The sequence below is a fragment of the Paucisalibacillus globulus genome, from assembly GCF_900184735.1.
Classification (GTDB): Bacteria; Bacillota; Bacilli; order Bacillales; family Amphibacillaceae; genus Ornithinibacillus; species Ornithinibacillus globulus_B.
This window is the reverse complement of record NZ_LT855395.1, coordinates 41,784-65,736: the sequence shown is the minus strand read 5'-3', so window position 1 is coordinate 65,736 and position 23,953 is coordinate 41,784. Positions and strand designations below refer to the sequence as shown.

Here is a 23,953-nt window from a genome sequence, read left to right as displayed (position 1 = left end):
TAAAATATGGAGAATTTATTAAAGGTTATCGTGATTACATTAAATAATCAACGTTATGGAATCAATGTTCAACAAATTCTATCTATAGAAAAAATGCAAGAGATTACAAGAGTTCCGCGCACATCAGAATTTATTAAAGGTGTTATTAACCTACGTGGTGAAACCATTCCAGTTATTGACCTAAAGGAAAGACTTCAACTGGAGACGTCAGAGCCAACTAACCAAAGTAGAATATTAGTTATTCAGGTTGATGCGGTAACGGTGGGGTTGATTGTTGATTCTGCTACGGATGTGCTGGATATCGATACGAATGAGATAGAACGTGCTTCTGAAATGGCAGGGATTGTAAATGAGAAGTACATTGCTGGTATTGCGAAACGCGCCGAGGAATTATTACTATTACTAAATTTACAAACGATCTTAAACTTTGAAGAAACAGAGGAAGTAATTCAACTGGAAAAGGTTGAGGAGGAGTAGTTAGACATGGCAAGAATATTAGTTACGGATGATGCTTTGTTTATGCGTATGCAATTAAAAGATATCCTGAGTAAGTTAGGGCATGAGGTTGTTGGGGAAGCGGAAAATGGGTTAGACGCCGTAAATAAGGTAAAAGAACTACAACCAGATGTAATTACCATGGACATAACCATGCCTGAAATGGACGGCGTACAAGCGGTTAGAGAAATTAAAAAGTTCAATTCGACTGCTAAGGTGATTATGTGTTCAGCAATGGGACAACAAAATATGGTTCTGGACGCAATTCAAGCGGGTGCGTCCGATTTCATCGTCAAGCCTTTTAGTGCGGACCGTGTTCAAGAAGCATTGGAGAAGGTTTTGGGGTAATCTTCTAATCATGCATGCTACGGGATGGGTATAGCAATGGTCAACGTGAGAATCACATAATAAACTCGTTAGGTGGATATAGACATGAAGAAAATATTTAAATTTAAAAGCATTAGGTCCAAGATTTTATTTGGTTTTTCGGTATCATTGGTTTTTGTTTTAATATTAGCTGGAATCAACTTTTATTCCGTGAACAAAATGAACAATGGAACAAAAGAGATGATTCAATTAGATCTTGAATTGTTAATTGCAGATGAAAAAATCGTATTTGGTATTTCACAACAGATTTCAGCAGTGAGAGGGTATCTCTATTCAGGGAAAGAAACATTTATAGAGGACTTTGAAAAATACGGGGAAGACATTAGAAAAAACCAGGAATATATTATCGAACTTAGAGATACTGAAGGTAATCGAGCATTATTGGATAACATGACGGAATTGAATAGCATTGTTGTTAATGATGTATTTAACGAAATGAAACGAGGTAATGTTGACAAGGCAAATCAAACAATTACTGAAGTTGCTGGACCTATGTCGACAGAAATTCTAACTGAATATATGAGACTTGCTGCAGAAAAGGAAGAATTTATAAAAGAGCAAGGTAAAGAAAATATAAATTCTGGAGCTTCCGTATTATATACTGGCTTAATTGTTTCTATCTTAGTTATTATTCTAGGAATTATTATTGCATGGGTAACTTCTGTTTCCATTACCAAGCCAATTCAAAGAGTGATGGAACGAATGAAATTAATTTCAAGTGGGGATTTAAGCTTAGATAATCTTCCATCTAATTCTAAAGATGAGACAGGTCAGTTAGTAGATGCTACCAATGAAATGAATCAACAGATGAAAGATCTTTTGAATCAGATTAGTGAAGTATCCGAAACGGTCTCAGCACAAAGTGAAGAACTTACACAATCCGCAACAGAAGTGAAAACTGGTTCAGAACAAATCGCATCCACAATGCAAGAATTAGCTGCTGGCTCTGACACGCAAGCGAATAGTACAAGTGATTTATCAGCTGGTATGAATACTTTTGCAGAGAAAGTTCAAGTTGCCAATGAATATGGTGAGCGAATTGAAACAAGTTCTAAAACGGTATTAAACATGACGAATAATGGTTCAGAATTAATGATGAAGTCTATTCAACAAATGGAAAAAATTGATTCAATTGTACAGGATTCCGTTATAAAGGTACAAGGGCTGGATAAACAAACACAAGAAATATCAAATTTAGTAACGGTTATTAAAGATGTGGCAGACCAAACCAATCTCCTTGCACTAAATGCGGCTATTGAAGCAGCAAGAGCTGGGGAACATGGAAAAGGATTTGCCGTAGTAGCGGATGAAGTTAGAAAATTAGCTGAACAAGTATCAGATTCCGTAACAGATATTACCGATATCGTAGGTAATATTCAAGAAGAGTCCGGACTAGTAACAGCATCCTTACAAGGTGGATATAAAGAAGTGGAACAAGGTAAAGCACAAATAGAATCAACTGGTGAGACTTTCGGTGGAATTAGTGAAGCCATCACAGAAATGGTAAACAGTATTACCACTATTTCTGAAGGCTTAGCAGATATTACCGCAAGTACACAAGAAATGAATGGTTCCATTGAAGAAATCGCTGCTGTATCAGAAGAATCTGCAGCAGGGATTGAACAAACATCTGCATCCGTTCAACAAACTACAAGTATCATGGAAGAAGTAGCAGGAAGCTCCGAGCAACTTGCTAGCTTAGCAGAACAGCTGAATATGTTGGTTAGGAAGTTTAAACTTTAATTGCGGTGCCATGGGGATAGGTACCTTGGTTCAATGTGAGCCAAGGTACTTTATTTTTTTAGGTGTCAACCTACATTACGTTACGACCCCACTACTTTTGAAACAAATACGAATTAACAATCGCAAAGTACTCCCGAATATGAGTCTGCACCAGAATATGTGTTGGAGTTTCCGAAGGTGCTGCATATACCGTAAACCCTACACGACCACCAATCATTTTAGCTCGAAACATATGAAAATCATTCGTAATCACAATGATTTCTGGATTTGGCTCAGATAGTGCAAGTAATTCCTTCGTAAATAAGAAATTCTCATGAGTACTGGTTGACTTGTCCTCTACTAAAACATCAGCTGGCTCTACCCCAAGCGTGACCAAGTACCTTTTCATCGCTTCGCCTTCGGAAATTTCCTCATTGTAATCCACTCCGCCAGAGGTCACAATGGTCGTTGGATTTTGTTGATATATTTCATAAGCTTTATTTAATCTTCTTTTTAGTGTAGGGGATGGTTCTCCGTTAATCAAACCTGCACCCAGTACTAGAATAGGAACATCGCCATTCGGAAGCGGATCCTCTTGTGCCTGATACATAAGAATTTCAAAAAATACGATAGTAGCAATAGATGTAACTAGAACAACCTTGAGCAGGTATCGTAGCCATTTTCTTTTTCGGATAAAAGAAAAAATGCGTTTATGGAAAAAGGCTAATATTAGGAAGGTTATTCCTGCTGTTGTAATAACGATAATTCCAAAATCAATATTTCCACTGACATAGTAAAGTGAAAAAACATAAAGAAAACAACTCATTGCACATAGACCAAAAAGAATCGCCATAAGATACCGCCCCTCATAGATTACTAGAATATACACCAATTTTAACAAAAAAATAGTACCAAGGTAAGAACCATGGGACAGGTACCTTGGCATTTTTGAAATTAGAAGTTTTTTGTTAGCGTACTTAAAATAGAGCAACAGAACCTGAACGACCAGTGGCTTCTATTGCTTTACAAGAAGGTGTCACTTCTAGTTAGTTGACTTCCTGTTATATTTTGCTTGCAATTTAACTTGTCTTTTCATACGCTTATCGTCCTTCTTATCCTTAACCACAAGGATGGCATGTATTGCTCCAGGTAACCAAAAGAATGCGGTAAGAATTAGATTAAGTAATGCTTGAATAGGTTTACCAGAAAACAAAACTGCGACTGGTGGTAATACAACTGCTAGTAAGTACATCATATCATAACCTCCTTGTTGTCTATTTTATTCTAATAAGATTAAGTTATCCTTTTTAATAATTTTTGGTTTTGTTTAGGGATGGCTAAGAACGTGCTTTTTATCGTTGTATACATTTGCTATTGTTTCTAATATATGGTATCAAGAAATTAATGGTGAACTGGGTAAAAGATTATTCGAAATTCGGTTACTTCATAAATACTTCTTTCACCGGTAAAAGGAGGAGATATTATGGAAGAGAATAAAAGTACATCACAAAAATTAGTTAAACACAAGGAGAAGCAGAGCGTCATTGAGTTTGCAACAATACTAGAGAAAATGGCAAAAAAGTTGAAAGAAGAAGGTAAATTCACGTTTGTCCAAGGCACGAAACATATTGAAGTCTTCCCTTCCAATCAATTGAAAGTGGAGTACGAGTATGAGGTAAAAGGGGATAAGCACGAGTTTGAGATTGAATTTGAATGGATCACAGGAGATAATGACGGTAAGTCTATGGATATTGAGTAATAAAGAAGGCATGACAACGTATTATTACGCTAGTCATGCCTTCTATTAATTAGAAAGCCATGTGTAAAGATCTGGTGGGTGGTACTGGTGTGGGACGACTGGTTCACATATTTTAAAAATCGTGCAAGTAGACCTGTCCCTATGGCTTGCAGAGAGCCTATCCACTATTTCTTTTTCTTTCTTAAATGTCTTAAATATCCCATAGAAGAGGCAAAAACAGCAGCACTTTCTGGAATGCCTTTTCTTATGAGTTTTTTCGTGGTTTCTTCCATTTGTTCTCTAGGGTCATTAATTGACATATTGATCACTCCATTGTAGGGGATATTGCTTCGCCTTTTTATTTAAGGATTTGTCTTTAAAAGTAAGGAACTAGAATATTGAATTGATTCGTCAGTTGTAGCGTATGCATTAGTTTATTATAACTAGTTTGACTGTTAGTATATGGGGAAATAAATATGGTTATACGACTTGATTTGGAGATTCCAACCTACCACGGGGACAGGTACCTCGGCTCGGCAAAATGTTGTGGGCGCGGGACCTGTCTCTTTTGATTACTTGGACCTTTATATTCTTATACTGATATTAGGAAGGGATGGTTTTGGTTCTATAAAATTAAATAAATATTAATAGAAAAGTAATAATAAAAGAAATTAAAGGACTAGCTTATATGATTTTAAGGGTCATCGTAGACCTGTCCAAGGTACCTGTCCCCATGGTCTCGCTAAACCATCCCGTCCGTTATTCCATTACCATCTAAGTCCACATGAATATCATGTTCATCTGGAATTCCATCTCCATCCATATCGATAAACAGATCATTTTGATCCGGTATTCCGTTATCTTCTAAGTCAAAAAATGGATCATGCTGATCATTAATATTGTTTTTATCTAAGTCCATTGAAATCTGATGTGTGTCATCGATCCCATTTAAATCTAGGTCAGCATATAAATCATGCTGATCTGGAATCGTATTTTGGTTCATATCAAGAAAAGGGTCTGTTTGTGTCCACCCTTCAGGCCGAAAAGGATTCTTATTTAACATAGTTACCTACCTCCTAATCTGAAATGGTTCCTAGTAATCTGTTAATTTTACTATCAGATGATGATAATAGCTTTTGAATAACTGTTTCTCTATTGAGTAAATTCCCCTTTTCTAAAGGCAGTTGCTTTACTGTGTAATAGTGAACTAATTGATTGAATAGCATATGTTTACCTTGAATCATTTTCTCTTCATCCAGTGTTAAGAGGTATTTACTTTGCTTTTGAGTGAAAGAAAAATACGTCTTACTATATTGAGTAACATAATATGGTAACATGGTTTCCATCAGATGATCGAATGAGTCTAATGCTTTATTCATGAAAAATTCTATTTTTTGATTGTTGTTCTCTTCTGCTAGTTGATCTGCCTTTTTGCGGTCTTGGTTTGAAAAATAATTTTTAACTCCGAAGAAAACACTAGCAACAACTAATGCAGTACCCCCGGTCAAAAGACCTAATCCACCTAAACCAGCAGCTCCGATATAATTTCTTTTTGTTACTTTCTCCTGTTGTTTTTTGAACGTTTTTCTAGGAATAATGGCAAAGGATAATGTATTAAGTGAGCTTTCAATATCGACAAAGTGCCTTTGCATTTGATTGGATAAGGATACCATTTGTCTCTGTAATTGTTCATAGATTTCTTCCTTGTTGTTATGTAATAATCCCTGTTCCTGTACAAGCATTTGTGGGAAATGAATTGATACGATATCTAATTGCCTTTTCTGCTCCCGTAGTGCATAATACATAAAGTTTAAGATTTGTTTATTTTTTTGTTCCCTGGAAATAGTTGTTTTTGCATGAATTTCCTCTATTCCTTCCTGTAACAGTATCAATTGACCAAACAAACTGTACATTAAAAAGTCATTGATTTGTCTGTTTCGACTGGAATAAAGTCCCGTTATGGTCGCTTCTTTTAAAAGAGGTTCTTTCTTTTTTCTGAAAGAAGTGCTAATTAATTCCTCAAGTAAAGAATCGTCAACCACGATATGGAATTTCTCCAAAACACTATTCACATGAAGGCAGACCAAACTATATCCATTAACATGATTCTCCACAACCTCAAGATATTTCAAATCACCATAATTAATGATAAAAGATACTTCCTCTGACTGATAAAAGTAGATGCCACTTTCTATAAAACTCAACTTAAATGGCTCGTTATCCAATAAGATAAACTGATCATTTAATCTGTCTTTATTTACCGGAAATAAACGATCTATTTCATCAGGCGATTTCAACGCAGTTACAAATGTTTCCTCACCATGAGAAGTCATAAATTGATAAATGACTTGCCCATTATGGCTATTCTGGTAACGAGCTGTTAACTGACTTTGGTCAAAAGAGTACAATTCATGGTAATCAGTAAAAATAATCAGTTCTTGTCCTTTTACTAAGACCCCTATTTCTTCCCCCTTAAATCGAAGAGGACCCATGGAACCGTATAATTGAAGTCCGGAATGGAAATAGGAAGTTTCATGACAATTGAAGTCTGTTAAATCTAATTTGGGCTTATCATCAAAAATCAAATAAATAGGAAACCCTTTTTGATTAAACAACAACATTCTATTACCAGATGTGAAAATATGATCATGTTGTTGAATAACTAAAAGCTTTTTTTTTAACTTCGATTCGATTATGGTAATGGTGGAATTATCCTTTTTTATATTTACAGGAAACTCTCTATACGTTTCTTCGTTTGTTAAAACTAACTTTCCTTTGCTGTGGGTCTCCTTTGAATACCCTAAATAAGATAATGTTTTTTCACGTACCCATTCTTTAAAAATATTTAGTTGTATCTCATGAACGACTTGATTATCTTGATAGAAAGAACCTTTAAGAATTAACAGTGTATCGACAACAACGACATCAACCACATTTTCAAAGGATATATCTTCTATTGCTTCATCTGTAAAATAAATCTTTCTATCCGTTAAAATAAAATCAGTATAACGCTTGAAATCCCTATGACGGAATTTAACCTCACAGTAGCTTTTCCAGATTCTTGTATTATGTAAATTGGGATTCAATATGTACTCTCCTAACTGGACCATGGGGACAGGTATGGTTCTTTTTTATATGGTATGGCTGCGGAACTTGTCTCTATGGTTTTAATTACTCGGACCTTTGTTTTCCTATATTGATTATATCGGTTGGAAGTAGTGGATTTGTAGGTTAGTTGACAGAAGAATCGATACTTATGTTTACTTCGGTCTAATATAAGTCCAATTTTGCACACAGTTCTGTTAGTTATTTGGTCTTATCTTGGGATACTAATTCATATATATTTTATATAAGGCATCCTACTTATGAACTACCGAGAGGGGGATTAAGATGGATCAACGCTCTATGGCAATACTAAATCAATTGATACAAGAGGATTCTTATATCTCCGTTCAACAACTAGCGGATTTATTTAATGTATCTCGACGTACTATTTATAATGATTTAGATAAAATCAATCATTGGCTACAAGAGAATGGGTTACGGGAGATAAAGCAAGTTAGATCTGAAGGTTTATACATTAAAAAGGAAACCAAAAAGGAAATCCTCAAGATACAAAATATTTCAGGGACATTCTATTATGAATTTTCCCCAGAAGAAAGAAAAGCATGGGCTTTTATTCACATCATGGCAAGCCAGAAACCTTTCTATTTGGAAGATATTCGTGAGCTTTTTGAAGTAAGTAGGAATACGGTACTGGAAGATATTAAAAAGCTTAAGGAAGAAATCCAACCATACGAATTGAGCCTGACCTCAAAACGTGGAATGGGTTACCAAGTGATTGGATGTGAAAATAGTGTTAGAAGAATGCTCATCCATTATTTAAGGAAAGTAGTTCCCAAGGATGGATGGCATGGTTTATTAACTACTATATCGACGAAGGACAAGTCATCGGTAGAAGCATTGTTTAAACCGTATTCTATTTTTAATACGGATGTCCTACTAGAATTACAGAAACTTCTATATAAATATGAGCAGCAGATTAAAGTTGAAATGACGGATGAAGTTCTTCATCAATTTATTGTTTTATTTTATTTCTTCTATCAGCGCATTAGTAAAGGGAACACGGTTCAAGTTGATGAAATAGAAAAAAAGATCATTAAAACTACGGAAGAGTATGATGGCGCAAATATTATTTGTGAGCACTTATCGAAATTCAGTCACATGCGATTCTCGGATGATGAAGTATGCTATTTTGCAAAGTATTTATTAAGCGCAAAGGTTAACTATAACCAAAGTCTGCAAAAAGAAACGCAAGAAATGAAGGTATTAGTAGAAGTTATTCGGAAAATGGTTGTAGAGTTTGAAAGAATTGCTGCGATTGAATTTGATGATATGGAAAGTTTAATGCAGAATTTATTACTTCATCTTAAACCAGCGTATTTCCGAATCAAATATGGAATAAAAATTGAAAATGAACTAAAGGACTCGGTCAAACAGAACTATCCAGAAGTATTTCATATTACCAAACAAGTGGTTCATCATTTCGAGGAATTACTGGAGCAATCCATTGATGAAAATGAAGTTGCCTATATTACTATGCATTTTGGTGGATGGTTACGTAAAGAAGGCGTGGTCATTGATCAGCGAAAGAAGAGACTACTGATTGTTTGTACTAATGGATTAGGAACATCGAGGTTACTTGAAAGTCAGCTAGAAGGATTATTCTCAAACATTGAGATTCAGGGTGTTACTTCTTTAAGAGAGTATGAAAGTATGGATCTCTTAGTCGATTTTATTATCTCGACCATCCCACTTCATGACAGAGGAATTCCAGTATTTGTTGTTAATCCGGTTTTAAGCAATCAGGATAAAGAACAATTGCTTCGAAAGGTAAATAGTCTGTTTTCCGATACAGAACAGCAACAAAATTATTCGGTTGATGCCTTAATGGATTTATTTAATCGATACGGGACAATCGAGGATGAAGCGGGACTACGCCAAGAACTAAGATGGTATCTAAAAGCACCATCAAATGTGGAAAACAAGGTGATGAAACCTAATTTATTAGATCTATTACCAGAGGATAGAGTTGTCTTAAAAGACCGTATTAGTCATTGGGAAGAGGCAATTGAAATTGCTACAAGTCCACTGCTGGATCAAGGATATGTTGAAAAGTCCTATCTTCATAAGATGATTCACACCGTTCATGAAAAAGGACCGTACATCGTGATTTCGGATGGCATTGCCTTACCTCATGCTAGTCCAGATGATGGTGTGATGAAAACAGGACTTAGTCTGCTAAAGCTTAGAGAACCAGTAGATATGCTTGGAAAGACTGTCCATATTATTGTGGTTCTTGCAACCAAGGACAATGAAGAGCATTTAAAAGCGATTTCCCAATTAACCAAGTTATTTACGAATAAAGCAAATAAAGAAGTGATCATCAAGGCTAAAGAAAAAAGAGAAATAATGGATGTAATTGAATCTTATTCAACAGATTAGCTATGCATCATGAAGAGAGGGATGACGATTATGAAGTTCTTAGATTCCAGTATTGTTAAGGTAGGTGTTGAGGTTGGGGATGCAGAAGAAGCGATTCATGCTGCTGGACAGCTTCTAGTACAAGAAGGGCTTGCGGAAGAGTCGTATATTGAGGCTATGAAAAACGCTTATCGCAAAAATGGGCCATATTTTGTGTTAGCACCACATATTGCGATACCTCATGCTAGACCTGAGGATGGTGTGAACGAAGCATCGGTATCACTCATCCAATTAAAGGAGCCAGTTGTGTTTGGCCACGCGATGAATGATCCGGTCCGACTTGTGTTTGGATTAGGTGCATCGTCCAGTGATGAGCATTTAATTCTTTTACAAAAATTAACGGGACTTTTAAATAACCCGGATAATGTAAACAAATTATTGGAAGCAACAAAGGAAGAAGAAATAAAAACTATATTAGAAATGGGGAATTAAGTTATGTTGAAAATTTTAACGGTTTGTGGATTAGGACAAGGTACAAGTTTAATTTTAAAAATGAATGTGGAGCAAGTACTGAATGAGAAAGGGATTCAGGCGGATGTAGAGCATACAGACGTATCAGCTGCTTCTAGCATGCAAGCGGATTATATTATTACAAGCAATGAGCTTTCAGAAAGCTTAGTTGGCCATAGTGCAAAGGTATTTATTGTGAATAACTACTTTGATATGGATGAGATTAAGTCAGCAATTGAGGAAAACATTAATTAATTATTAGCAATAGTAATGGGGGAGGATTTTTTGATGGATACTATTATATGGATTGCAACGAATGTCTTTGGGGAAGCAGCAATTCTTTTAGGCTTCATTGTACTATTAGGATTACTTTTACAGAAGAAAAGTGCTAGTCAGACAATAAGTGGTACGTTTAAAGCAGTAATTGGGTTCTTAATTATCAGTGCCGGGTCTGGAGTAATTGTTAATGCACTAGTAGTTTTTGAACCGTTATGGAAGGAAGTCTTTAATCTGTCCGACCAACCTTTAGGTGACTTTATGGGGCAAGAAGGTTTTAATGCGAAATACGGTAGTGCTGTAACATTAGCAATGACATTAGGTTTTGTTATTAACGTATTATTAGCTCGTTTTACACGATTTAAGTATATCTATTTAACTGGACATATGATGTTCTGGACCACGACTATCTTTGCAGGTGTTGTGATTCAAGCAGTTGGGGATGTTTCTTTCGGTAAATTAGTTATCTTCCTTGCTGTCATTATGGGTCTATATTGGACACTTCAACCGGCTTTGACACAACCATTTATGCGTAAGATTATGGGTAATGACAATATAGCGCTAGGTCATACGTCTGCATCGGTAGCATTACTTGGTGCAGTTGCTGGTAAATATTTAGGAAATAAAGAAAATGATTCTGAAAAAATCAAATTACCAAAGGGATTAGATTTCCTAAGGGATTCAAACGTTATCACAGCTTTAACGATGGGAATTTTATTCTTAGTAGGAGCAATTATTGTATCTCTTAAAGATACACCAGGTGCTGAAGCATTAGTGGCAGCTGCTGGCGATAAGAACTTTATTATTTATGCCATTATTCAATCCCTGACTTTCGCTGCAGGTATTGCGGTAGTATTACTTGGGGTTCGTATGTTCATCGGTGAAATGGTTCCAGCCTTTAAGGGGATTGCAACTAAAATCGTTCCTGGTGCAAAACCTGCACTAGATAGTCCAGTCGTATTCCCATTTGCACCAAACGCTGTTATCTTAGGTTTCCTAGGTGCATTTGTTGGGGCATTAATCTGGTTAGTTGTTTTAGGAAATACAGTAGGATACGTATTCGTTCCAACTATGATCGTATTATTCTTCCACGCTGCAACAGCCGGTGTATTCGGTAATGCTACTGGTGGTGTACGGGGTGCGTTACTAGCAGGCTTTATAACGTCAACAGTTGTTGCTTGGGGACAATTTATCATGGTTAAGTTTTTACTTTCCGATACAATTCCTGATACAGCAATGTGGGCAGCGGATTCAGATATGTTTATCCTAGGTCCGATTATCCGTTTCCTAGCACAACTATTCTTTTAATTCATAACATTACGGGGAGATATCATTTCTCCCTTTTTATATTTGGATAACATCATGTAACTACATTAGGGAGTTGATTTTAATGAGTTTTATTCGAACATTTCATGGTGATATAGAACCAACTAAACTAGGTGTTACGTATTCACATGAGCATATTGTATGTAGGCCGCAATATTGGGTAGAAAGAGAAGCTGATGATTTACTGCTTGATGATAAAGAAAAATCAAAACTGGATGTATTAGATTTTAAAAATCTTGGTGGACAGGCGATTGTTGACGCGACAGCTATTGACTATGGCCGTGATGTTTTAGCGGTGAAAGAAATTTCAGAGGAAACTGGGATAACCATTGTTGGTACCGCAGGATTTAATAAAAGTTTTCTATGGGATGCTTCGATTCCAGAACACTTAAAAAAAGTGACAGGTGACTATCGGACATTCCACGAGTGGATTGAAGCGAAATCGATTAATGAACTTGCCGATTTTGTTATTAGAGAAATTGAAGAGGGATTAGAAGGAACAACTGTTAGAGGCGGGCAAGTAAAATTTGGAACAGGCTACAATCGCATTACCCCTTTAGAAGAGAAGACGTTACGTGCAGTAGCCAGAGCACATCACGAAACAAAGGCGCCACTTCATTCGCATACAGAAGCAGGAACAATGGGGCTAGAACAAATGGAACTGCTAAAGAGTGAAGGAGTTAATCTGGAATATATTAGTTTCGGACATATGGACCGTAATCCGGATCCATTCTATCATGCGAAAATTGCAAGTACAGGGGCATTTCTATCCTTTGACGGCATTTCAAAAATTAAGTATGCACCGGAAAGTACTCGAATCCAAAATATCTTAGATTTAGTGGATAAAGGGTATGAAGATCAAATTCTTATTAGTGGAGACACCGCAAGAAAGAGCTATTACAAACACTATGATTATGGGTTGGGTCTAGAAAATATTTTAGGGAAATGGGTACCTCGTTTTATCGAAGAAGCGAACCAAAAAGGATACGATGGAGATAAATTAGTAGACAAATTCTTTGTTCAGAATCCAGCAAGATGCTTTACCTTCAAGAAATAATGTCAGAATGGAGTCGTCTATCATGCATTTTCAATTTGAAAATTCAGTTGATGTAAAAGAAAAAATAGAGAAATCAAAAATTGCTATTTTGCCCATTGGTGCAGTTGAAGCCCATGGAGGTCATCTACCACTCGGTACGGATAATATATTAGCTGAGCGATTAGCTGAAAAGCTTGCAGAACGTGTCAATGGCTTGGTTCTACCTACATTACCGTATGGTCAAGTGTGGAGTCTGCGCAATTTCCCTGGAAGTATCAATATAAGTAATCATTCGCTTATTAACTTCATCGTCGATATTGGTGAGAGTCTTTATAAACAAGGGTTTAAGACCTTTGCTATGGTGAATGGTCACCTTGGAAATGCTACAGCAATGAAAGAGGCTGCTCGTGAGTTGTTTGAAACTTGTCCGGAAATGAAGGTGTTGTACTTATTCTACCCTGGTATGAATAAAGCAGCCGCTGAAGTTCGAGAAACCAAATCTTCGCATGGTACGTATTTCCACGCGTGTGAAATTGAAACATCTTATATGCTTTATTTGGCTCCCGAACATGTGAATATGGACCGAGCTATTACCGATATTCCAGAGATTCCAATGAGTGCTGATGTCACACCAACACCGTGGGAGGAATTTACCAGCACGGCAGTATTAGGGGACGCAAAGCTCGCTACAGAGGAAAAAGGTAAATATATTATTGATATCGCATTAGACAATATGGTGAAATTGATTACTAATTAGGTAGAAGGTGACTAAGGTAGTGATACAGATTAAACTTTATGATAAATTTTTGTTCAATTTCTTAGCAAAGGATGCTAGTAATGCATCGGATGTGATGGAAGCTGCAAACGGGTTTGTGGTACCAGGAATTGTATCGGATCAGTATAACAGTATAGTAGAAGCGGCTATAGTTGTTGAGGACATCAAGACCGTTGCTAGTAGAGTAAGTATTGGTCTTGGTGGAGGAGGCAATACAGAAAATTGGAAGCGTGTATTGGACATTGCGGTAATATCTGAACCTGGTCATTTGAATCAACCGTTTGAAACAGCAATCTATACAAAAGGATTTCTAGATGGCAAAGGAATATCGGACCAACTCGTTAATGCATTGGTTCAACCGACTGGTGAAGTAGGTAAGATTAAACTTGCAACGACTGGACAGGTATATCAGGTTGAGGAGTTTTTAGAGATTGCCAAGAGCCTAGGCGTAGAAAGTATTAAGATGATGCCGATAAAAGGAAGACAGCATCTGGAGGAATTAATTTATTTAACAAAAGTAGCTGCAGAAAAGGGCTTTCGAGGAGTCGAACCAGCAGGTGGAATTGATGAATCCAATATTGGTGATATCTTGAGAGGTGTTTGGGATATTGATATTGAGTTTTTCATGCCACATATTTTTGGTTCCACCATTGATAAGGAAACAGGTCTTACCATTCCAACAAAAGTGAAAGAAATATATCTAGCCGTGGAGGGATTAGTATGATTGAACAATACTTTGGAAAGATTACCGAACTATTATCTGTAGTGGAGAACAAAGAGAAAGACCGTTTAGAAGCAGCAGCAGAAAAGGTGGCAGAAACGATACAGAATGATGGTATTATTCATCTCTTTGGTTGTGGTCATTCCCATATATTAACCGAGGAAGTGTATTACCGTGCAGGTGGACTTGTTCCGATACATCCCATCCTGCATGAGCCACTTATGTTACATGAAGGAGCTGTACGTTCTTCAACCCTAGAACGAAAAAATGATTATGCTAAGGAGTTTATGGTAGAACAGGACATTCGAAAAGGTGATACGATAATTGTTATTTCAACATCTGGAAGAAATCCAGTTCCTGTAGATGTAGCAACTATGGCAAAAGAAAAAGGTGCCTATGTGATTGGGATTACTTCTATTGAATATTCTTCGAGCCAGCCATCTCGTCACACGAGTGGGAAACATTTATTTGACGCCGTTGACTTAGTGATTAATAACCACGCACCTGTTGGGGACGCATTATTATCACATGAGCAGGTAGAAGTAAACTTTTCTCCTAGCTCGACAGTAATTGGTGCAACAATTTTAAATGCAATTCTTGGCGAAGCGGTTAAATTAATGGCTGAGAATGGCTTTAAGCCTCCAGTATTCCTAAGTGGGAATATTGAAGGGGCCGATGCTCATAATCAGGAGTTAATTGATAAGTATCGTGATCGTGTGAAATTATAATAATAAGAAAGAAGGAAACCGTAGAAGTTGAGTGCTTCTACGGTTTCTGTTTAGTTTGATGCCATTATTTGGTTAATTTCCTTGATTTTACTTTCATCAAGTCCGAAGTCAAAACTTTCATTAATTCGTGCGCCAGTCCCAAAATGGACAAATTCTGGTTTAGTTGACTTGTAAAATGTCTCAAATGTATCCAATCTAAGTCCATGTCCAGTCATGATAGATAAATGAGTTTCACTTGCCATAGCCATCAATTCGTTTATTTGTTCCACAGCTTCAGGTGCTCTGTAATTTCCACCCGCCGTTAAGATAGTCGTAATCTGTTTATACTCAGCTAATTTCAACAAGGCCTCTTTTTGATCACGAGCAAAGTCAAATGCACGATGAATGGTCACATCTAACGAATCCGTTACTGCTAATAACTCGGTAAGTACATCGTCATCCATGGTATGGTCTTTCGTTAGTGCACCAATCACAATCCCGTTAGCCCCAAGGCTCTTCACCATGTTGATATCTCTTTTCATTACTTCCATATCATTCTTATTATAAATAAATGATTGACTATGGGGTCTGATAATCACGTTAATTGGTATGTTTACGGATTCCACTGCTGCTTGGATTAAGCCATAGCTCGGTGTGATTCCCAATTCAGACATAGCAGGACTAAGTTCAATACGATCGGCCCCAAATTTTTCGGCATCTTTGACATCGGTAAGGTTTGTAGCGATGATTTCAAGCATGTTATTCACTCCTTAAGTCCACCATAATTGTTATTTTGGTTAAAGGCAAATGAATAGTGCCATGGGGACAGGTACCCTTGGTAGTAAGTATGAATGCATGTATGTATAATAATAACTTATACAAAATGATAATAATTAAGTATTTTACTTATACTCATACATGTACTATGATTAAGTTGTAGCAAAGATAATCCTAATTTTACTTTAAACCTCATGAATGCTGTATGGGTTCAGGAGGATTATATTTCACATATTTATAAAAAACAGGAGGGAAATCACTATGTGGATTGTAACTCGTTATATAGGCTTAGATATTACCATGTATGAATTTGAAACAGAAAAGGAAGCAAGAAAGGCTCTTAAAAATATAAAGGGTGGGTATAACATTCTTACTGAAGTCATGTGTGTGAATGGCGGATACCACGAGAAGAGAGTAGCATAGAAGTGCCACGGTGACAGGTACCTTGGCTCAAGGTAAGCCATAAGTACTTGTCCTGGACCACTTCACAACAAGCCTACTTTAACTGTCACTGCGTATCTCTAAATTGATCATACATAATCTCTCTATAATAATCCTCATAACCAACCATACCCAGTTCTTTTGCTTCACGGAGCTCTTTCTCCCTATCATAAGGAACACGTACAAAATTAATCGAATTCGCCCCATGCGACCCATCAACAATCACATAGGTAGCGTCCACAACATCTAAACCAACACTTCCAACATTGCATAGGATCCCAATATCATACGTTCTTAACCAGGTCAGGTGAATATCGCCATAAAACACCATATCTGGTGTGCGAGTAGAGTGGAGGGACTCGGTTTCTTCGCTATTCTGAAAAAGGGATAAACACTTTTCGGTAGGATGATACTCCGGTGCGATTCGTTCAAAAACGCTACGTGGCGATGCGTGAAAACAACGAGCTAGTTTGCCGTTTAATTCAAATTCGATATAAAATGGCAAGGAAGCCAGATAATCATAATCCTCATCAGTTAACCGGCTCTGTGTCCATTTAATCGCTTCATTATCAATCTCATCCCGAATAAATACATCCCAATTTCCATAAATAACTTTGTCACAATGTTCTCGAACTAGTTGAATACATTCAGAACCACGTGGCCCTTTTCCTACCAGGTCTCCTAGGCAATAGATTAGGTCTACTTTTCTCTTTACGATATCGGCAAGCACTGCTTTTAGTGCGGTTAGATTACCATGAATATCTGAAATGATTGCTATCTTTGACATGTTTGTTTCCCCCTTTGGTAGTGTGCTTGATTTTAGTTTATATTAATTTTTGGAAGATTTAATAGGGAATGTTGTGGGGAAATAGGGTCTAATTACATAACTCGTTGCTAATAATGTAGATTAACAGTAAATATAAGGGGGAAATGTAATGCACTTTACTAGAGGTGATGCACATAAAATCTACCTAGAGTTGCAAAAATCACCTGACAAAAACGCAAATAAAAAGCTAAGCGAAGTTGCCACTATCAAATCCTTCTACGAATCTCTAGACGAAGAAACACTAAAATTAGCCTACTACCGAATGATAAAGGAACAAAACGGTACAGGAATCATTCCAATCTATGTGACATCAATTCCATGGCTGTTATTTTTGTTCTCCAATAAAGTACAAGAATACTTGTTTCAGGATGGTAAGATGCTTTGGGCTGTGGTGTTTATCACTTTATACTTGATACTTTTAACACTAAGTACCTTTATGCACTTTAGAGAGAAAGCATGGGCGGCATTGCATATTGAGATTATTTCAGATGTACTGGAGGAGAAGAAGAAATCATAAGGTGTTTTGTTTATCACCTTATGATGCCTTCTTCCTTTTGTGACCTTCATAGGGTAACCTATTAATTTATTTTAATCTCAATTTTATCTTGGTTTTGTTCTACTAAATCCTCAAACAAATGATGGGCATGTTCGGCATATTCTTCTATTCCGTATACATCTTCCTCAAGTTCACCTAATATTGCTGAAGTATAAGCGTTGATATACCCAACCATTTCCGTGGAAATTCTGGTGTACTCTTCATAGTATTCGTTTGGATCCATGCCAAGCTTCTCAGCCTGCGGATCAGCAAATGCACGAATGGATTGTGCTTCTATACTTTGTACTTCCTTATATGGATACTGGCCATAGGAGTCCGCAATTTTATCAATATGCCTGGACACATCAACATTCATTTTTTCTACTTCTTGTTCCGCTAATTTAGCTTTTACAACCTCATTTATCATATTTTCGATTTCTTCATCAGGATACAACATGCGCAAGTAACCAACAGTTATTTCTTCTCCGTTAACAATCGCGGCAACATCTTCATCATGATATGCATCTGATTGCATACACCCACTAAGGATAAATAAACAAAAAATAAGTAAAGCAGTCCATTTATACATGGGAAACCTCCATTTTCACATCGAAAAATATCTCCGTATACAACGAAAAATCTTTCTAGCGATGCTGCTTTTTAATACAAAGATATGTGACTTGTCCATAAAATAGGACAAGTTTTGGTTAATGTTGTGGAGTAAATGGGGTTGCTTATCGATGGTTCGACTATTTCTCACATGCTTTGTACTATAAGTAGAGGAGATAGGAAAGGGGATAGTGTAGGGTGGTAAAAAATTCGAGCGAACATGCCTTAATCCCGTGCAAGTAGGATAGGGAAAGCGTTGCTGGTAAATAAAGTCGCACAAGTAAATGAAATACTTGCGCGACTTTAAGCATTTTGCAAAATCAATTTATCCCCCGCACGGTCTTTACGTGTATTTGTGGGGGAGATAACCATAACAGATAACGGGCTTCTAACTGCTGCTTTAATTCCACATCTGGCCTAGTGAGCCAGGGAACCTGTCTCCATGGCTTTTAAATCGACTTCATATATTTCCATACCTCATTAGTAAATAGCTGTACTTGTGAAGAAACAGGTGTTTCCTCAAATAATTGAAGTAATGGTTTTAATAGCTTCTTAACCACAATCTTACGAATATGATCCCGTTGTAATTCATCTAGGATTACGTCAATCATATCTTGCTGTTCTTCATTAAATTCATAGTGCTCTATCAATTGATTTGCCATTTCTACTAATTCTGTTTTAGTTGGAATCTTTTTGTGGACATTCTTCTGCAGTAAGTCCAAGGCAAAGTTATTAATCATGGTGGTATTTCTCTTTTCCATTTGTGGTAGGAGTATTTCCACATAGGAAAAGATCGTTTCAGTCAATTCGGTTAATGAATAGTCACTATTTGTTAGTTGAAGGGTAAAGGTCATATAGTGCAACATGCCAAAAAATAACACGGTTGCTTCTGTTGCATATTCTTGAATGTCTTCACCTAACACATCCACCAAACGATTTGCTAACCATTCCATTTCTATCACTCTATGTTGTAACACTAGCTTCTTTAATTCTACTTGATTTGTAGAAAGAATATTTTCAAATAGAGATTGTAGATTATTTTCCTTATTCAGCTTCATGATTATAGTGATTTGTTCTATTAGTACTTCACGATTCTTCGGGTCCTTGCCGATTTGCATGGCGACTCGTTGTTGGCTTGCTTCATATCGGATGTTTTCCAATATTTCTGCAATGCAATCATTTTTGGAAGTGAAGTAATTGTAAAATGTCCCTTTAGATATATTCGCGCTGTTAATAATTTCCTGAATGGATGTTTGCTGAAAACCTTTTTCGATAAACAAGTTTAAAGCAATATTGGCAACTTTTCTTTTTCGTTCATTCATTGTTCCCTAAACAGTCCCTTCTATAGGAATTAGTATACGTTTCTTTATACGGAAAAACAACAGGTTTATACCATAGGTAAAAAAATGTTGCAAAAATTGAACTACGGGTATAAAATAAGCAAATGCAAATAAATTAGAAGAAGATTTGAGGGGACATGATGAATACACAAATGAAAAAGCCACCGTATTTAATGCTTAGTATCCTATTTGTTGGTGCTTTTGTATCATTTCTAAATAATTCATTATTAAACGTAGCATTGCCATCTATTATGGTAGATTTAGGGATTGATGATTATTCTACAGTACAATGGCTTGCTACAGGATATATGCTTGTTAGTGGGATATTAATTCCTGCATCCGCATTTTTAATTACACGTTTTTCTAACCGTAGCTTATTTATTACAGCTATGGCGATATTTACATTAGGTACAGCACTTGCAGCATTTGCACCTAACTTTGAATTCTTGTTAGCTGGGCGTATGATTCAAGCTGCAGGGTCTTCTGTGATGGGTCCATTATTGATGAATATTATGTTAGTAAGTTTTCCACGTGATAAACGTGGTGCTGCGATGGGTGTATTTGGTATGGTTATGATCGCTGCACCGGCAATAGGACCTACATTATCAGGGTATATTGTTCAGTATCACGATTGGCGGTTACTTTTTGAAATGATACTACCATTAGCGATAATTAGTTTATTATTTGCTATTTGGAAATTTGGTAATGTCATGGAACAAGATAAAAATGTAACACTTGATTATTTATCCGTTGTGTTATCCAGTATCGGTTTTGGTGGATTATTGTACGGAGTAAGTAGCGCAAGTTCACAAGGCTGGGGTGATCCAGTTGTGATAACAACTTTAAGTGTTGGAGGAATTGCTTTAATTCTATTCCTTACTCGACAATTGAAATTAGATGAACCATTATTAGATTTACGTCCTTATAAATATCCTATGTTTACACTTGCTTCCATCATTGCAATGGTCAATGCAGTTGCGATGTTCTCCGGTATGATTCTAACGCCTGCTTATGTGCAGGAGGTACGTGGTATTTCACCACTTGATTCTGGATTAATCATGTTACCGGGTGCTCTTATTATGGGAATTATGTCACCGATAACTGGAAAGCTATTTGATAAATTCGGTCCGCGGGCTCTATCTGTTATCGGGCTTGCTATAACTGGTGTTTCAACCTATATGCTAGCTCATCTACAAATTGACTCTTCTTACACCTATATTATATTGATCTATTCTTTACGTATGTTTGGTATGTCCATGGTCATGATGCCAATTATGACAAACGGTTTAAATCAACTACCGACTCACTTAAACCCGCATGGTACAGCGATAAACAATACAGCACAACAAGTATCAGGATCAATCGGTACTGCAATTATGGTTACGATTATGAACTCTGTTGCAACAACTAAGGGTGAAAAATTAATGAGTGGTATAGATCCGTCTACATTAACGGAAAGCTTAGGAGCTTCCATATCACAACAAGCTTTACTTAGTGGTATTCAATATTCATTCTACGTAGCGTTAGCAATCAACCTGGTTGCCCTAATACTAGCATTATTTATCAAACGAGTAGATACAAGTGATAAAGCAGTAGAAGAAATTGAGAAACAGGGGAAGATTCAGGAAAAAGTTGAACCTGTAGTACCATAAAAGACGACCATGGGGACAGGTACCTTGGCATGAACCAAGGTACCTTTTCACTATTATTCTTAAGTAAAATACTCAATCCTAGCCTCAGGAAAATACTTATCAATATATCCGCCAATAGTATCCTTAATATCTTCCTGTTCATCATTCGTATAAACATACTTTCCAATCCCGTATTTACCCCATTTCCACTTACGCTTCGACTCATCAAGTTCTAACTTCGTCATGGGATAATTCTCCTGAATTACACGCTTGGCCGGTTTGGTGAAGCGATGCTGAATCATCTCAAAAGTTAAATCCTTCTTAGCAAAGGTAGGGAGTGCGGCTTCTAGCTTTTCAATCATCTCCAGATAACCCTCTTTCCAACCTTCATGTAAATAAATAGGTGCGATAATAAACCCTAATGGATAGCCAGCTTCTGCAATTTTGACAGCAGCTTCTATCCTTTCATTTAATCTTGAAGTACCAGGCTCGAAGTACTTGATAATATAGTCATCATTTACACTAAATCGGAAGCGGGTTCTCCCGTTATGTTCGGCATCAAGTAAATGATCCACATGGGCAAATTTCGTTACGAATCGCAATCTTCCATGTTCTGTTTTTCCAAATAACTCGATTGCTCTTTTAAGGGTATGGGTTAAATGATCGACGCCAACAATATCAGAAGTACAAGACGCCTCAAATCTTGTAATCTCCGGTACGCGCTCTTTCATATATTCTTCCGCAGCATCAAAGATCTCTTCCACATTAACATAGGTACGGATATATGGTTTACTTCCCATTGTGGTTTGTAAATAGCAATAATGGCAGTGGCCCATACATCCCGTTGCAAAAGGGATTGCGTATTCTGCTGAAGGCTTGGAGGTGTCGAACTTTAATGTTTTCCTGACACCTACCACTAGTGTTGATTTAGCAATCCGATATTTTTGGAAATGATTTTCACCTGGTAGATTTCGAATCTGATTATGGGAAGTTGTTTCTCTGATCTCAATTCCCATGTTTTCAAATTTATCTACTAATTCTTTACCTAATGGGTACTCCATGGCGCGTGGTTCAACATACACTAGTTGAGGGACAAATGGTTTAACCATAGAATTCATCAAACTCCTCTGGTGTGCCAAATGCTTCCTTGTATGCCATTTCTGCTTCTTCCTCCGATTTAAATACCGCAAATTCTTCGGAGAATGGAAAGTATGTTTCATGTGCGAATAAGGCAAGTTCGGAAGGGTTATCCGGATTCTCTACAACCGCCGCTTGTTGAACTTGAGCGACATCTTGTGCGTGAGGGTTTCGAATGATTATGTAGACTACTTCGCCTGGTTTGAGATTGTTTTCCATTTTGATCACCTTGTTCATTAGAATTACCATCATTATGCCTCTTTGGTTCTTAATTATGTATTTTGTGCATGGTGATGAGATTCTAGAAAAAATATCCTTTTTAGAAGTAGATGAGTATGATATGGTTTTTACATTGGGGGTGTACAGTATTGGGAAGTTTTCTAGAAAATAAGAACATACTTTGGGTCGGGGGAGTTCTATTCACCTTTCTACTAGCGGCACTAGGGTTTGTCATTTCCCTCATACCAGGACTTACATATGTTGGTCAGCTAGGTTGCGCCATTATCATTGCTATCATATACCGACAAATCTTTGGTTATCCAGATATGCTACGAGCAGGGATTACATTCTCTTCTAAAAAGTTATTACGTTTGGCAATTATTTTATATGGTCTCCGTTTAAATATTGGAATCGTATTAAGTGATGGACTAGGACTTTTATTAAAAGATGCCATTATTATTACTGTAGCTATTTTGTTTATGGTTTGGTTGGCGAAAGTATTCAAAGCAGATGCTAATATCTCCTTATTATTAGGAGTTGGAACAGGGGTTTGTGGTGCTGCAGCAATTGCTGCGGTTGCTCCGATAGTGAAAGCAAATGATGATGACACGGCGATTGGAGTTGGAATCATAGCCTTGATGGGGACCGTATTCTCCATTATTTATACATTGCTACGTCCAATATTGCCATTTTCAGCGGAGGATTACGGAATCTGGTCTGGGATGAGTTTACATGAACTTGCCCATGTAGCTTTAGCAGCAGCACCAGCTGGACAGGATGCATTAGCCATGGCACTACTTGCAAAGTTAGGCCGTGTATTTTTACTTGTACCACTTTGTTTCGTTTTGATTTATTTCATGAGACGGAAACAGGCAGGTAAGGGGGATGAAAGAACCAAAATTGCTTTCCCTTACTTTTTACTAGGATTTATCGCCATGAGTTTATTCGGAAGCTTCGTCCTAGGTGATGTTATCCCTGTGACTGATCAGATGTTAGAAGGGGTATACACATTCACTACTTGGCTTTTAACTGCTGCAATGGTTGGACTGGGATTGAGTGTTAGTTTGAAGGAAGTGAAGAATAAAGCAATGCGGCCATTGATTGCAATGACGGTTGTTTCGGTTGTGGTTTCGCTTATTGCTGTTGTGTTGGTGTGAGTGAACTTAAATGGATAACTATTTCTGGGAAAATAAATAACTACTAGAAAGCGTGGGTTCATCCCACGCTTTCTTAGTTTCATTCCAACGTAACATCCCATCAT

General features: G+C 37.0%; 28 protein-coding genes. 17 read left to right on the top strand and 11 right to left on the bottom strand.

Annotated features, from left to right (window positions below):
* The first annotated feature begins 6 nt into the window (after window positions 1-6).
* The 3 genes from BN999_RS14655 to BN999_RS14645 all read left to right on the top strand — a co-directional run bounded on the left by BN999_RS14655 (window position 7) and on the right by BN999_RS14645 (window position 2,625).
* Entirely contained in the window at window positions 7-477 is a 471-nt protein-coding gene (locus BN999_RS14655) for a chemotaxis protein CheW (protein ID WP_096272553.1), read from the top strand.
* 6 nt (window positions 478-483) lie between these two features.
* Window positions 484-843 (top strand): response regulator, encoded by a 360-nt coding sequence (locus tag BN999_RS14650; protein ID WP_096272552.1) that lies wholly within the window; start codon window positions 484-486, stop codon window positions 841-843.
* Window positions 844-927: 84 nt separating this feature from the next.
* Window positions 928-2,625 carry a methyl-accepting chemotaxis protein gene (locus tag BN999_RS14645; protein WP_096272551.1) on the top strand — a complete coding sequence of 566 codons (1,698 nt, stop codon included), beginning with the start codon at window positions 928-930 and terminating at the stop codon, window positions 2,623-2,625.
* A 91-nt stretch (window positions 2,626-2,716) separates the two neighbouring features.
* Here the strand turns inward: BN999_RS14645 and BN999_RS14640 are convergent, their stop codons facing one another.
* Together BN999_RS14640 and BN999_RS14635 are read right to left on the bottom strand one after the other, a co-directional pair.
* Window positions 2,717-3,430 (bottom strand): YdcF family protein, encoded by a 714-nt coding sequence (locus BN999_RS14640; protein ID WP_176481994.1) that lies wholly within the window; start codon window positions 3,428-3,430, stop codon window positions 2,717-2,719.
* Window positions 3,431-3,646: 216 nt separating this feature from the next.
* Complete coding sequence (locus tag BN999_RS14635) at window positions 3,647-3,859, bottom strand: YqaE/Pmp3 family membrane protein (RefSeq protein WP_096272549.1); 213 nt, start codon at window positions 3,857-3,859, stop codon at window positions 3,647-3,649.
* A 228-nt stretch (window positions 3,860-4,087) separates the two neighbouring features.
* On the opposite strand from BN999_RS14635, the gene BN999_RS14630 reads away from it, so the two are divergent.
* Window positions 4,088-4,363 (top strand): amphi-Trp domain-containing protein, encoded by a 276-nt coding sequence (locus BN999_RS14630; protein ID WP_096272548.1) that lies wholly within the window; start codon window positions 4,088-4,090, stop codon window positions 4,361-4,363.
* 164 nt (window positions 4,364-4,527) lie between these two features.
* On the opposite strand, the gene BN999_RS21080 is transcribed toward BN999_RS14630, so the two are convergent.
* From BN999_RS21080 to BN999_RS14620, 3 genes are all read right to left on the bottom strand, one after another.
* A complete protein-coding gene (locus BN999_RS21080) occupies window positions 4,528-4,662 on the bottom strand; it encodes a hypothetical protein (protein ID WP_255247485.1) in 135 nt (44 codons plus the stop codon).
* A gap of 422 nt (window positions 4,663-5,084) precedes the next feature.
* On the bottom strand, window positions 5,085-5,405 hold the full coding sequence (locus tag BN999_RS14625; protein WP_096272547.1) for a hypothetical protein: 321 nt from the start codon (window positions 5,403-5,405) through the stop codon (window positions 5,085-5,087).
* A gap of 13 nt (window positions 5,406-5,418) precedes the next feature.
* Entirely contained in the window at window positions 5,419-7,428 is a 2,010-nt protein-coding gene (locus tag BN999_RS14620) for a hypothetical protein (RefSeq protein ID WP_096272546.1), read from the bottom strand.
* A 304-nt stretch (window positions 7,429-7,732) separates the two neighbouring features.
* On the opposite strand from BN999_RS14620, the gene BN999_RS14615 reads away from it, so the two are divergent.
* The 8 genes from BN999_RS14615 (at window position 7,733) to BN999_RS14580 (ending at window position 15,198) form a co-directional block, all read left to right on the top strand.
* Window positions 7,733-9,847, top strand: coding sequence for a BglG family transcription antiterminator (locus tag BN999_RS14615; protein WP_096272545.1), 2,115 nt, complete (start codon window positions 7,733-7,735; stop codon window positions 9,845-9,847).
* Window positions 9,848-9,877: 30 nt separating this feature from the next.
* Window positions 9,878-10,318: a PTS sugar transporter subunit IIA gene (locus BN999_RS14610; RefSeq protein ID WP_096272544.1), complete on the top strand. Its 441-nt coding sequence runs from the start codon at window positions 9,878-9,880 to the stop codon at window positions 10,316-10,318.
* A gap of 6 nt (window positions 10,319-10,324) precedes the next feature.
* A complete protein-coding gene (locus BN999_RS14605) occupies window positions 10,325-10,591 on the top strand; it encodes a PTS sugar transporter subunit IIB (protein ID WP_096273191.1) in 267 nt (88 codons plus the stop codon).
* A 33-nt stretch (window positions 10,592-10,624) separates the two neighbouring features.
* A complete protein-coding gene (locus BN999_RS14600) occupies window positions 10,625-11,920 on the top strand; it encodes a PTS ascorbate transporter subunit IIC (protein WP_096272543.1) in 1,296 nt (431 codons plus the stop codon).
* 82 nt (window positions 11,921-12,002) lie between these two features.
* On the top strand, window positions 12,003-12,995 hold the full coding sequence (locus BN999_RS14595) for a phosphotriesterase family protein (RefSeq protein ID WP_096272542.1): 993 nt from the start codon (window positions 12,003-12,005) through the stop codon (window positions 12,993-12,995).
* 22 nt (window positions 12,996-13,017) lie between these two features.
* On the top strand, window positions 13,018-13,731 hold the full coding sequence (locus BN999_RS14590; protein ID WP_096272541.1) for a creatininase family protein: 714 nt from the start codon (window positions 13,018-13,020) through the stop codon (window positions 13,729-13,731).
* A gap of 19 nt (window positions 13,732-13,750) precedes the next feature.
* Window positions 13,751-14,473 (top strand): KDGP aldolase, encoded by a 723-nt coding sequence (locus BN999_RS14585; protein ID WP_096272540.1) that lies wholly within the window; start codon window positions 13,751-13,753, stop codon window positions 14,471-14,473.
* On the top strand, window positions 14,470-15,198 hold the full coding sequence (locus BN999_RS14580; RefSeq protein ID WP_096272539.1) for an SIS domain-containing protein: 729 nt from the start codon (window positions 14,470-14,472) through the stop codon (window positions 15,196-15,198). The genes BN999_RS14585 and BN999_RS14580 overlap by 4 nt, the downstream gene beginning before the upstream one ends.
* Before the next feature lie 50 nt (window positions 15,199-15,248).
* Here the strand turns inward: BN999_RS14580 and BN999_RS14575 are convergent, their stop codons facing one another.
* Window positions 15,249-15,935, bottom strand: a complete 687-nt coding sequence (locus tag BN999_RS14575) for a copper homeostasis protein CutC (RefSeq protein WP_096272538.1) — start codon at window positions 15,933-15,935, stop codon at window positions 15,249-15,251.
* A gap of 280 nt (window positions 15,936-16,215) precedes the next feature.
* Here BN999_RS14575 and BN999_RS20695 point away from each other — a divergent pair, with 280 nt between their 5' ends.
* Window positions 16,216-16,377 (top strand): hypothetical protein, encoded by a 162-nt coding sequence (locus BN999_RS20695; protein ID WP_176481993.1) that lies wholly within the window; start codon window positions 16,216-16,218, stop codon window positions 16,375-16,377.
* Window positions 16,378-16,462: 85 nt separating this feature from the next.
* Here the strand turns inward: BN999_RS20695 and BN999_RS14570 are convergent, their stop codons facing one another.
* Window positions 16,463-17,182 carry a metallophosphoesterase family protein gene (locus BN999_RS14570; RefSeq protein WP_096272537.1) on the bottom strand — a complete coding sequence of 240 codons (720 nt, stop codon included), beginning with the start codon at window positions 17,180-17,182 and terminating at the stop codon, window positions 16,463-16,465.
* A gap of 148 nt (window positions 17,183-17,330) precedes the next feature.
* Here BN999_RS14570 and BN999_RS14565 point away from each other — a divergent pair, with 148 nt between their 5' ends.
* A complete protein-coding gene (locus BN999_RS14565; RefSeq protein WP_096272536.1) occupies window positions 17,331-17,738 on the top strand; it encodes a hypothetical protein in 408 nt (135 codons plus the stop codon).
* 61 nt (window positions 17,739-17,799) lie between these two features.
* Here the strand turns inward: BN999_RS14565 and BN999_RS14560 are convergent, their stop codons facing one another.
* Window positions 17,800-18,345 (bottom strand): hypothetical protein, encoded by a 546-nt coding sequence (locus tag BN999_RS14560; protein ID WP_096272535.1) that lies wholly within the window; start codon window positions 18,343-18,345, stop codon window positions 17,800-17,802.
* A gap of 469 nt (window positions 18,346-18,814) precedes the next feature.
* The gene (locus BN999_RS14555) at window positions 18,815-19,687 is read right to left on the bottom strand and encodes a TetR/AcrR family transcriptional regulator (protein WP_096272534.1); all 873 of its coding nucleotides are present in this window, start codon (window positions 19,685-19,687) and stop codon (window positions 18,815-18,817) included.
* Window positions 19,688-19,845: 158 nt separating this feature from the next.
* Between BN999_RS14555 and BN999_RS14550 the strand changes: the two genes are divergently transcribed.
* Window positions 19,846-21,357, top strand: coding sequence for a DHA2 family efflux MFS transporter permease subunit (locus BN999_RS14550; RefSeq protein WP_096272533.1), 1,512 nt, complete (start codon window positions 19,846-19,848; stop codon window positions 21,355-21,357).
* A 59-nt stretch (window positions 21,358-21,416) separates the two neighbouring features.
* Here BN999_RS14550 and splB read toward each other — a convergent pair whose 3' ends face one another.
* Both splB and BN999_RS14540 read right to left on the bottom strand, forming a co-directional pair.
* On the bottom strand, window positions 21,417-22,445 hold the full coding sequence (splB, locus tag BN999_RS14545; RefSeq protein WP_096272532.1) for a spore photoproduct lyase: 1,029 nt from the start codon (window positions 22,443-22,445) through the stop codon (window positions 21,417-21,419).
* The gene (locus BN999_RS14540; RefSeq protein WP_096273189.1) at window positions 22,438-22,692 is read right to left on the bottom strand and encodes a transcriptional regulator SplA domain-containing protein; all 255 of its coding nucleotides are present in this window, start codon (window positions 22,690-22,692) and stop codon (window positions 22,438-22,440) included. Before BN999_RS14540 ends, splB begins: the two co-directional genes overlap by 8 nt.
* A gap of 10 nt (window positions 22,693-22,702) precedes the next feature.
* Between BN999_RS14540 and BN999_RS20880 the strand changes: the two genes are divergently transcribed.
* Complete coding sequence (locus tag BN999_RS20880; RefSeq protein WP_217988495.1) at window positions 22,703-22,864, top strand: hypothetical protein; 162 nt, start codon at window positions 22,703-22,705, stop codon at window positions 22,862-22,864.
* A complete protein-coding gene (locus tag BN999_RS14535; RefSeq protein ID WP_255247484.1) occupies window positions 22,842-23,849 on the top strand; it encodes a YeiH family protein in 1,008 nt (335 codons plus the stop codon). The genes BN999_RS20880 and BN999_RS14535 overlap by 23 nt, the downstream gene beginning before the upstream one ends.
* Window positions 23,850-23,953 lie beyond the last annotated feature (104 nt).

Excerpts from the sequence above, each read along its gene's own strand:
- BN999_RS14645 (WP_096272551.1), top strand. The coding sequence starts at position 928 with ATGAAGAAAATATTTAAATTTAAAAGCATTAGGTCCAAGATTTTATTT.
- BN999_RS14550 (WP_096272533.1), top strand. The coding sequence starts at position 19,846 with ATGAATACACAAATGAAAAAGCCACCGTATTTAATGCTTAGTATCCTA.
- splB (WP_096272532.1), bottom strand. The coding sequence starts at position 22,445 with ATGGTTAAACCATTTGTCCCTCAACTAGTGTATGTTGAACCACGCGCC.
- BN999_RS21080 (WP_255247485.1), bottom strand. The coding sequence starts at position 4,662 with ATGTCAATTAATGACCCTAGAGAACAAATGGAAGAAACCACGAAAAAA.
- BN999_RS14560 (WP_096272535.1), bottom strand. The coding sequence starts at position 18,345 with ATGTATAAATGGACTGCTTTACTTATTTTTTGTTTATTTATCCTTAGT.
- BN999_RS14565 (WP_096272536.1), top strand. The coding sequence starts at position 17,331 with ATGCACTTTACTAGAGGTGATGCACATAAAATCTACCTAGAGTTGCAA.
- BN999_RS14635 (WP_096272549.1), bottom strand. The coding sequence starts at position 3,859 with ATGATGTACTTACTAGCAGTTGTATTACCACCAGTCGCAGTTTTGTTT.
- BN999_RS14595 (WP_096272542.1), top strand. The coding sequence starts at position 12,003 with ATGAGTTTTATTCGAACATTTCATGGTGATATAGAACCAACTAAACTA.
- BN999_RS14625 (WP_096272547.1), bottom strand. The coding sequence starts at position 5,405 with ATGTTAAATAAGAATCCTTTTCGGCCTGAAGGGTGGACACAAACAGAC.
- BN999_RS14650 (WP_096272552.1), top strand. The coding sequence starts at position 484 with ATGGCAAGAATATTAGTTACGGATGATGCTTTGTTTATGCGTATGCAA.
- BN999_RS14655 (WP_096272553.1), top strand. The coding sequence starts at position 7 with ATGGAGAATTTATTAAAGGTTATCGTGATTACATTAAATAATCAACGT.
- BN999_RS14540 (WP_096273189.1), bottom strand. The coding sequence starts at position 22,692 with ATGGAAAACAATCTCAAACCAGGCGAAGTAGTCTACATAATCATTCGA.
- BN999_RS14555 (WP_096272534.1), bottom strand. The coding sequence starts at position 19,687 with ATGAATGAACGAAAAAGAAAAGTTGCCAATATTGCTTTAAACTTGTTT.
- BN999_RS14570 (WP_096272537.1), bottom strand. The coding sequence starts at position 17,182 with ATGTCAAAGATAGCAATCATTTCAGATATTCATGGTAATCTAACCGCA.
- BN999_RS14640 (WP_176481994.1), bottom strand. The coding sequence starts at position 3,430 with ATGAGTTGTTTTCTTTATGTTTTTTCACTTTACTATGTCAGTGGAAAT.
- BN999_RS14615 (WP_096272545.1), top strand. The coding sequence starts at position 7,733 with ATGGATCAACGCTCTATGGCAATACTAAATCAATTGATACAAGAGGAT.
- BN999_RS14580 (WP_096272539.1), top strand. The coding sequence starts at position 14,470 with ATGATTGAACAATACTTTGGAAAGATTACCGAACTATTATCTGTAGTG.
- BN999_RS20695 (WP_176481993.1), top strand. The coding sequence starts at position 16,216 with ATGTGGATTGTAACTCGTTATATAGGCTTAGATATTACCATGTATGAA.
- BN999_RS14630 (WP_096272548.1), top strand. The coding sequence starts at position 4,088 with ATGGAAGAGAATAAAAGTACATCACAAAAATTAGTTAAACACAAGGAG.
- BN999_RS14600 (WP_096272543.1), top strand. The coding sequence starts at position 10,625 with ATGGATACTATTATATGGATTGCAACGAATGTCTTTGGGGAAGCAGCA.
- BN999_RS14575 (WP_096272538.1), bottom strand. The coding sequence starts at position 15,935 with ATGCTTGAAATCATCGCTACAAACCTTACCGATGTCAAAGATGCCGAA.
- BN999_RS14610 (WP_096272544.1), top strand. The coding sequence starts at position 9,878 with ATGAAGTTCTTAGATTCCAGTATTGTTAAGGTAGGTGTTGAGGTTGGG.
- BN999_RS14590 (WP_096272541.1), top strand. The coding sequence starts at position 13,018 with ATGCATTTTCAATTTGAAAATTCAGTTGATGTAAAAGAAAAAATAGAG.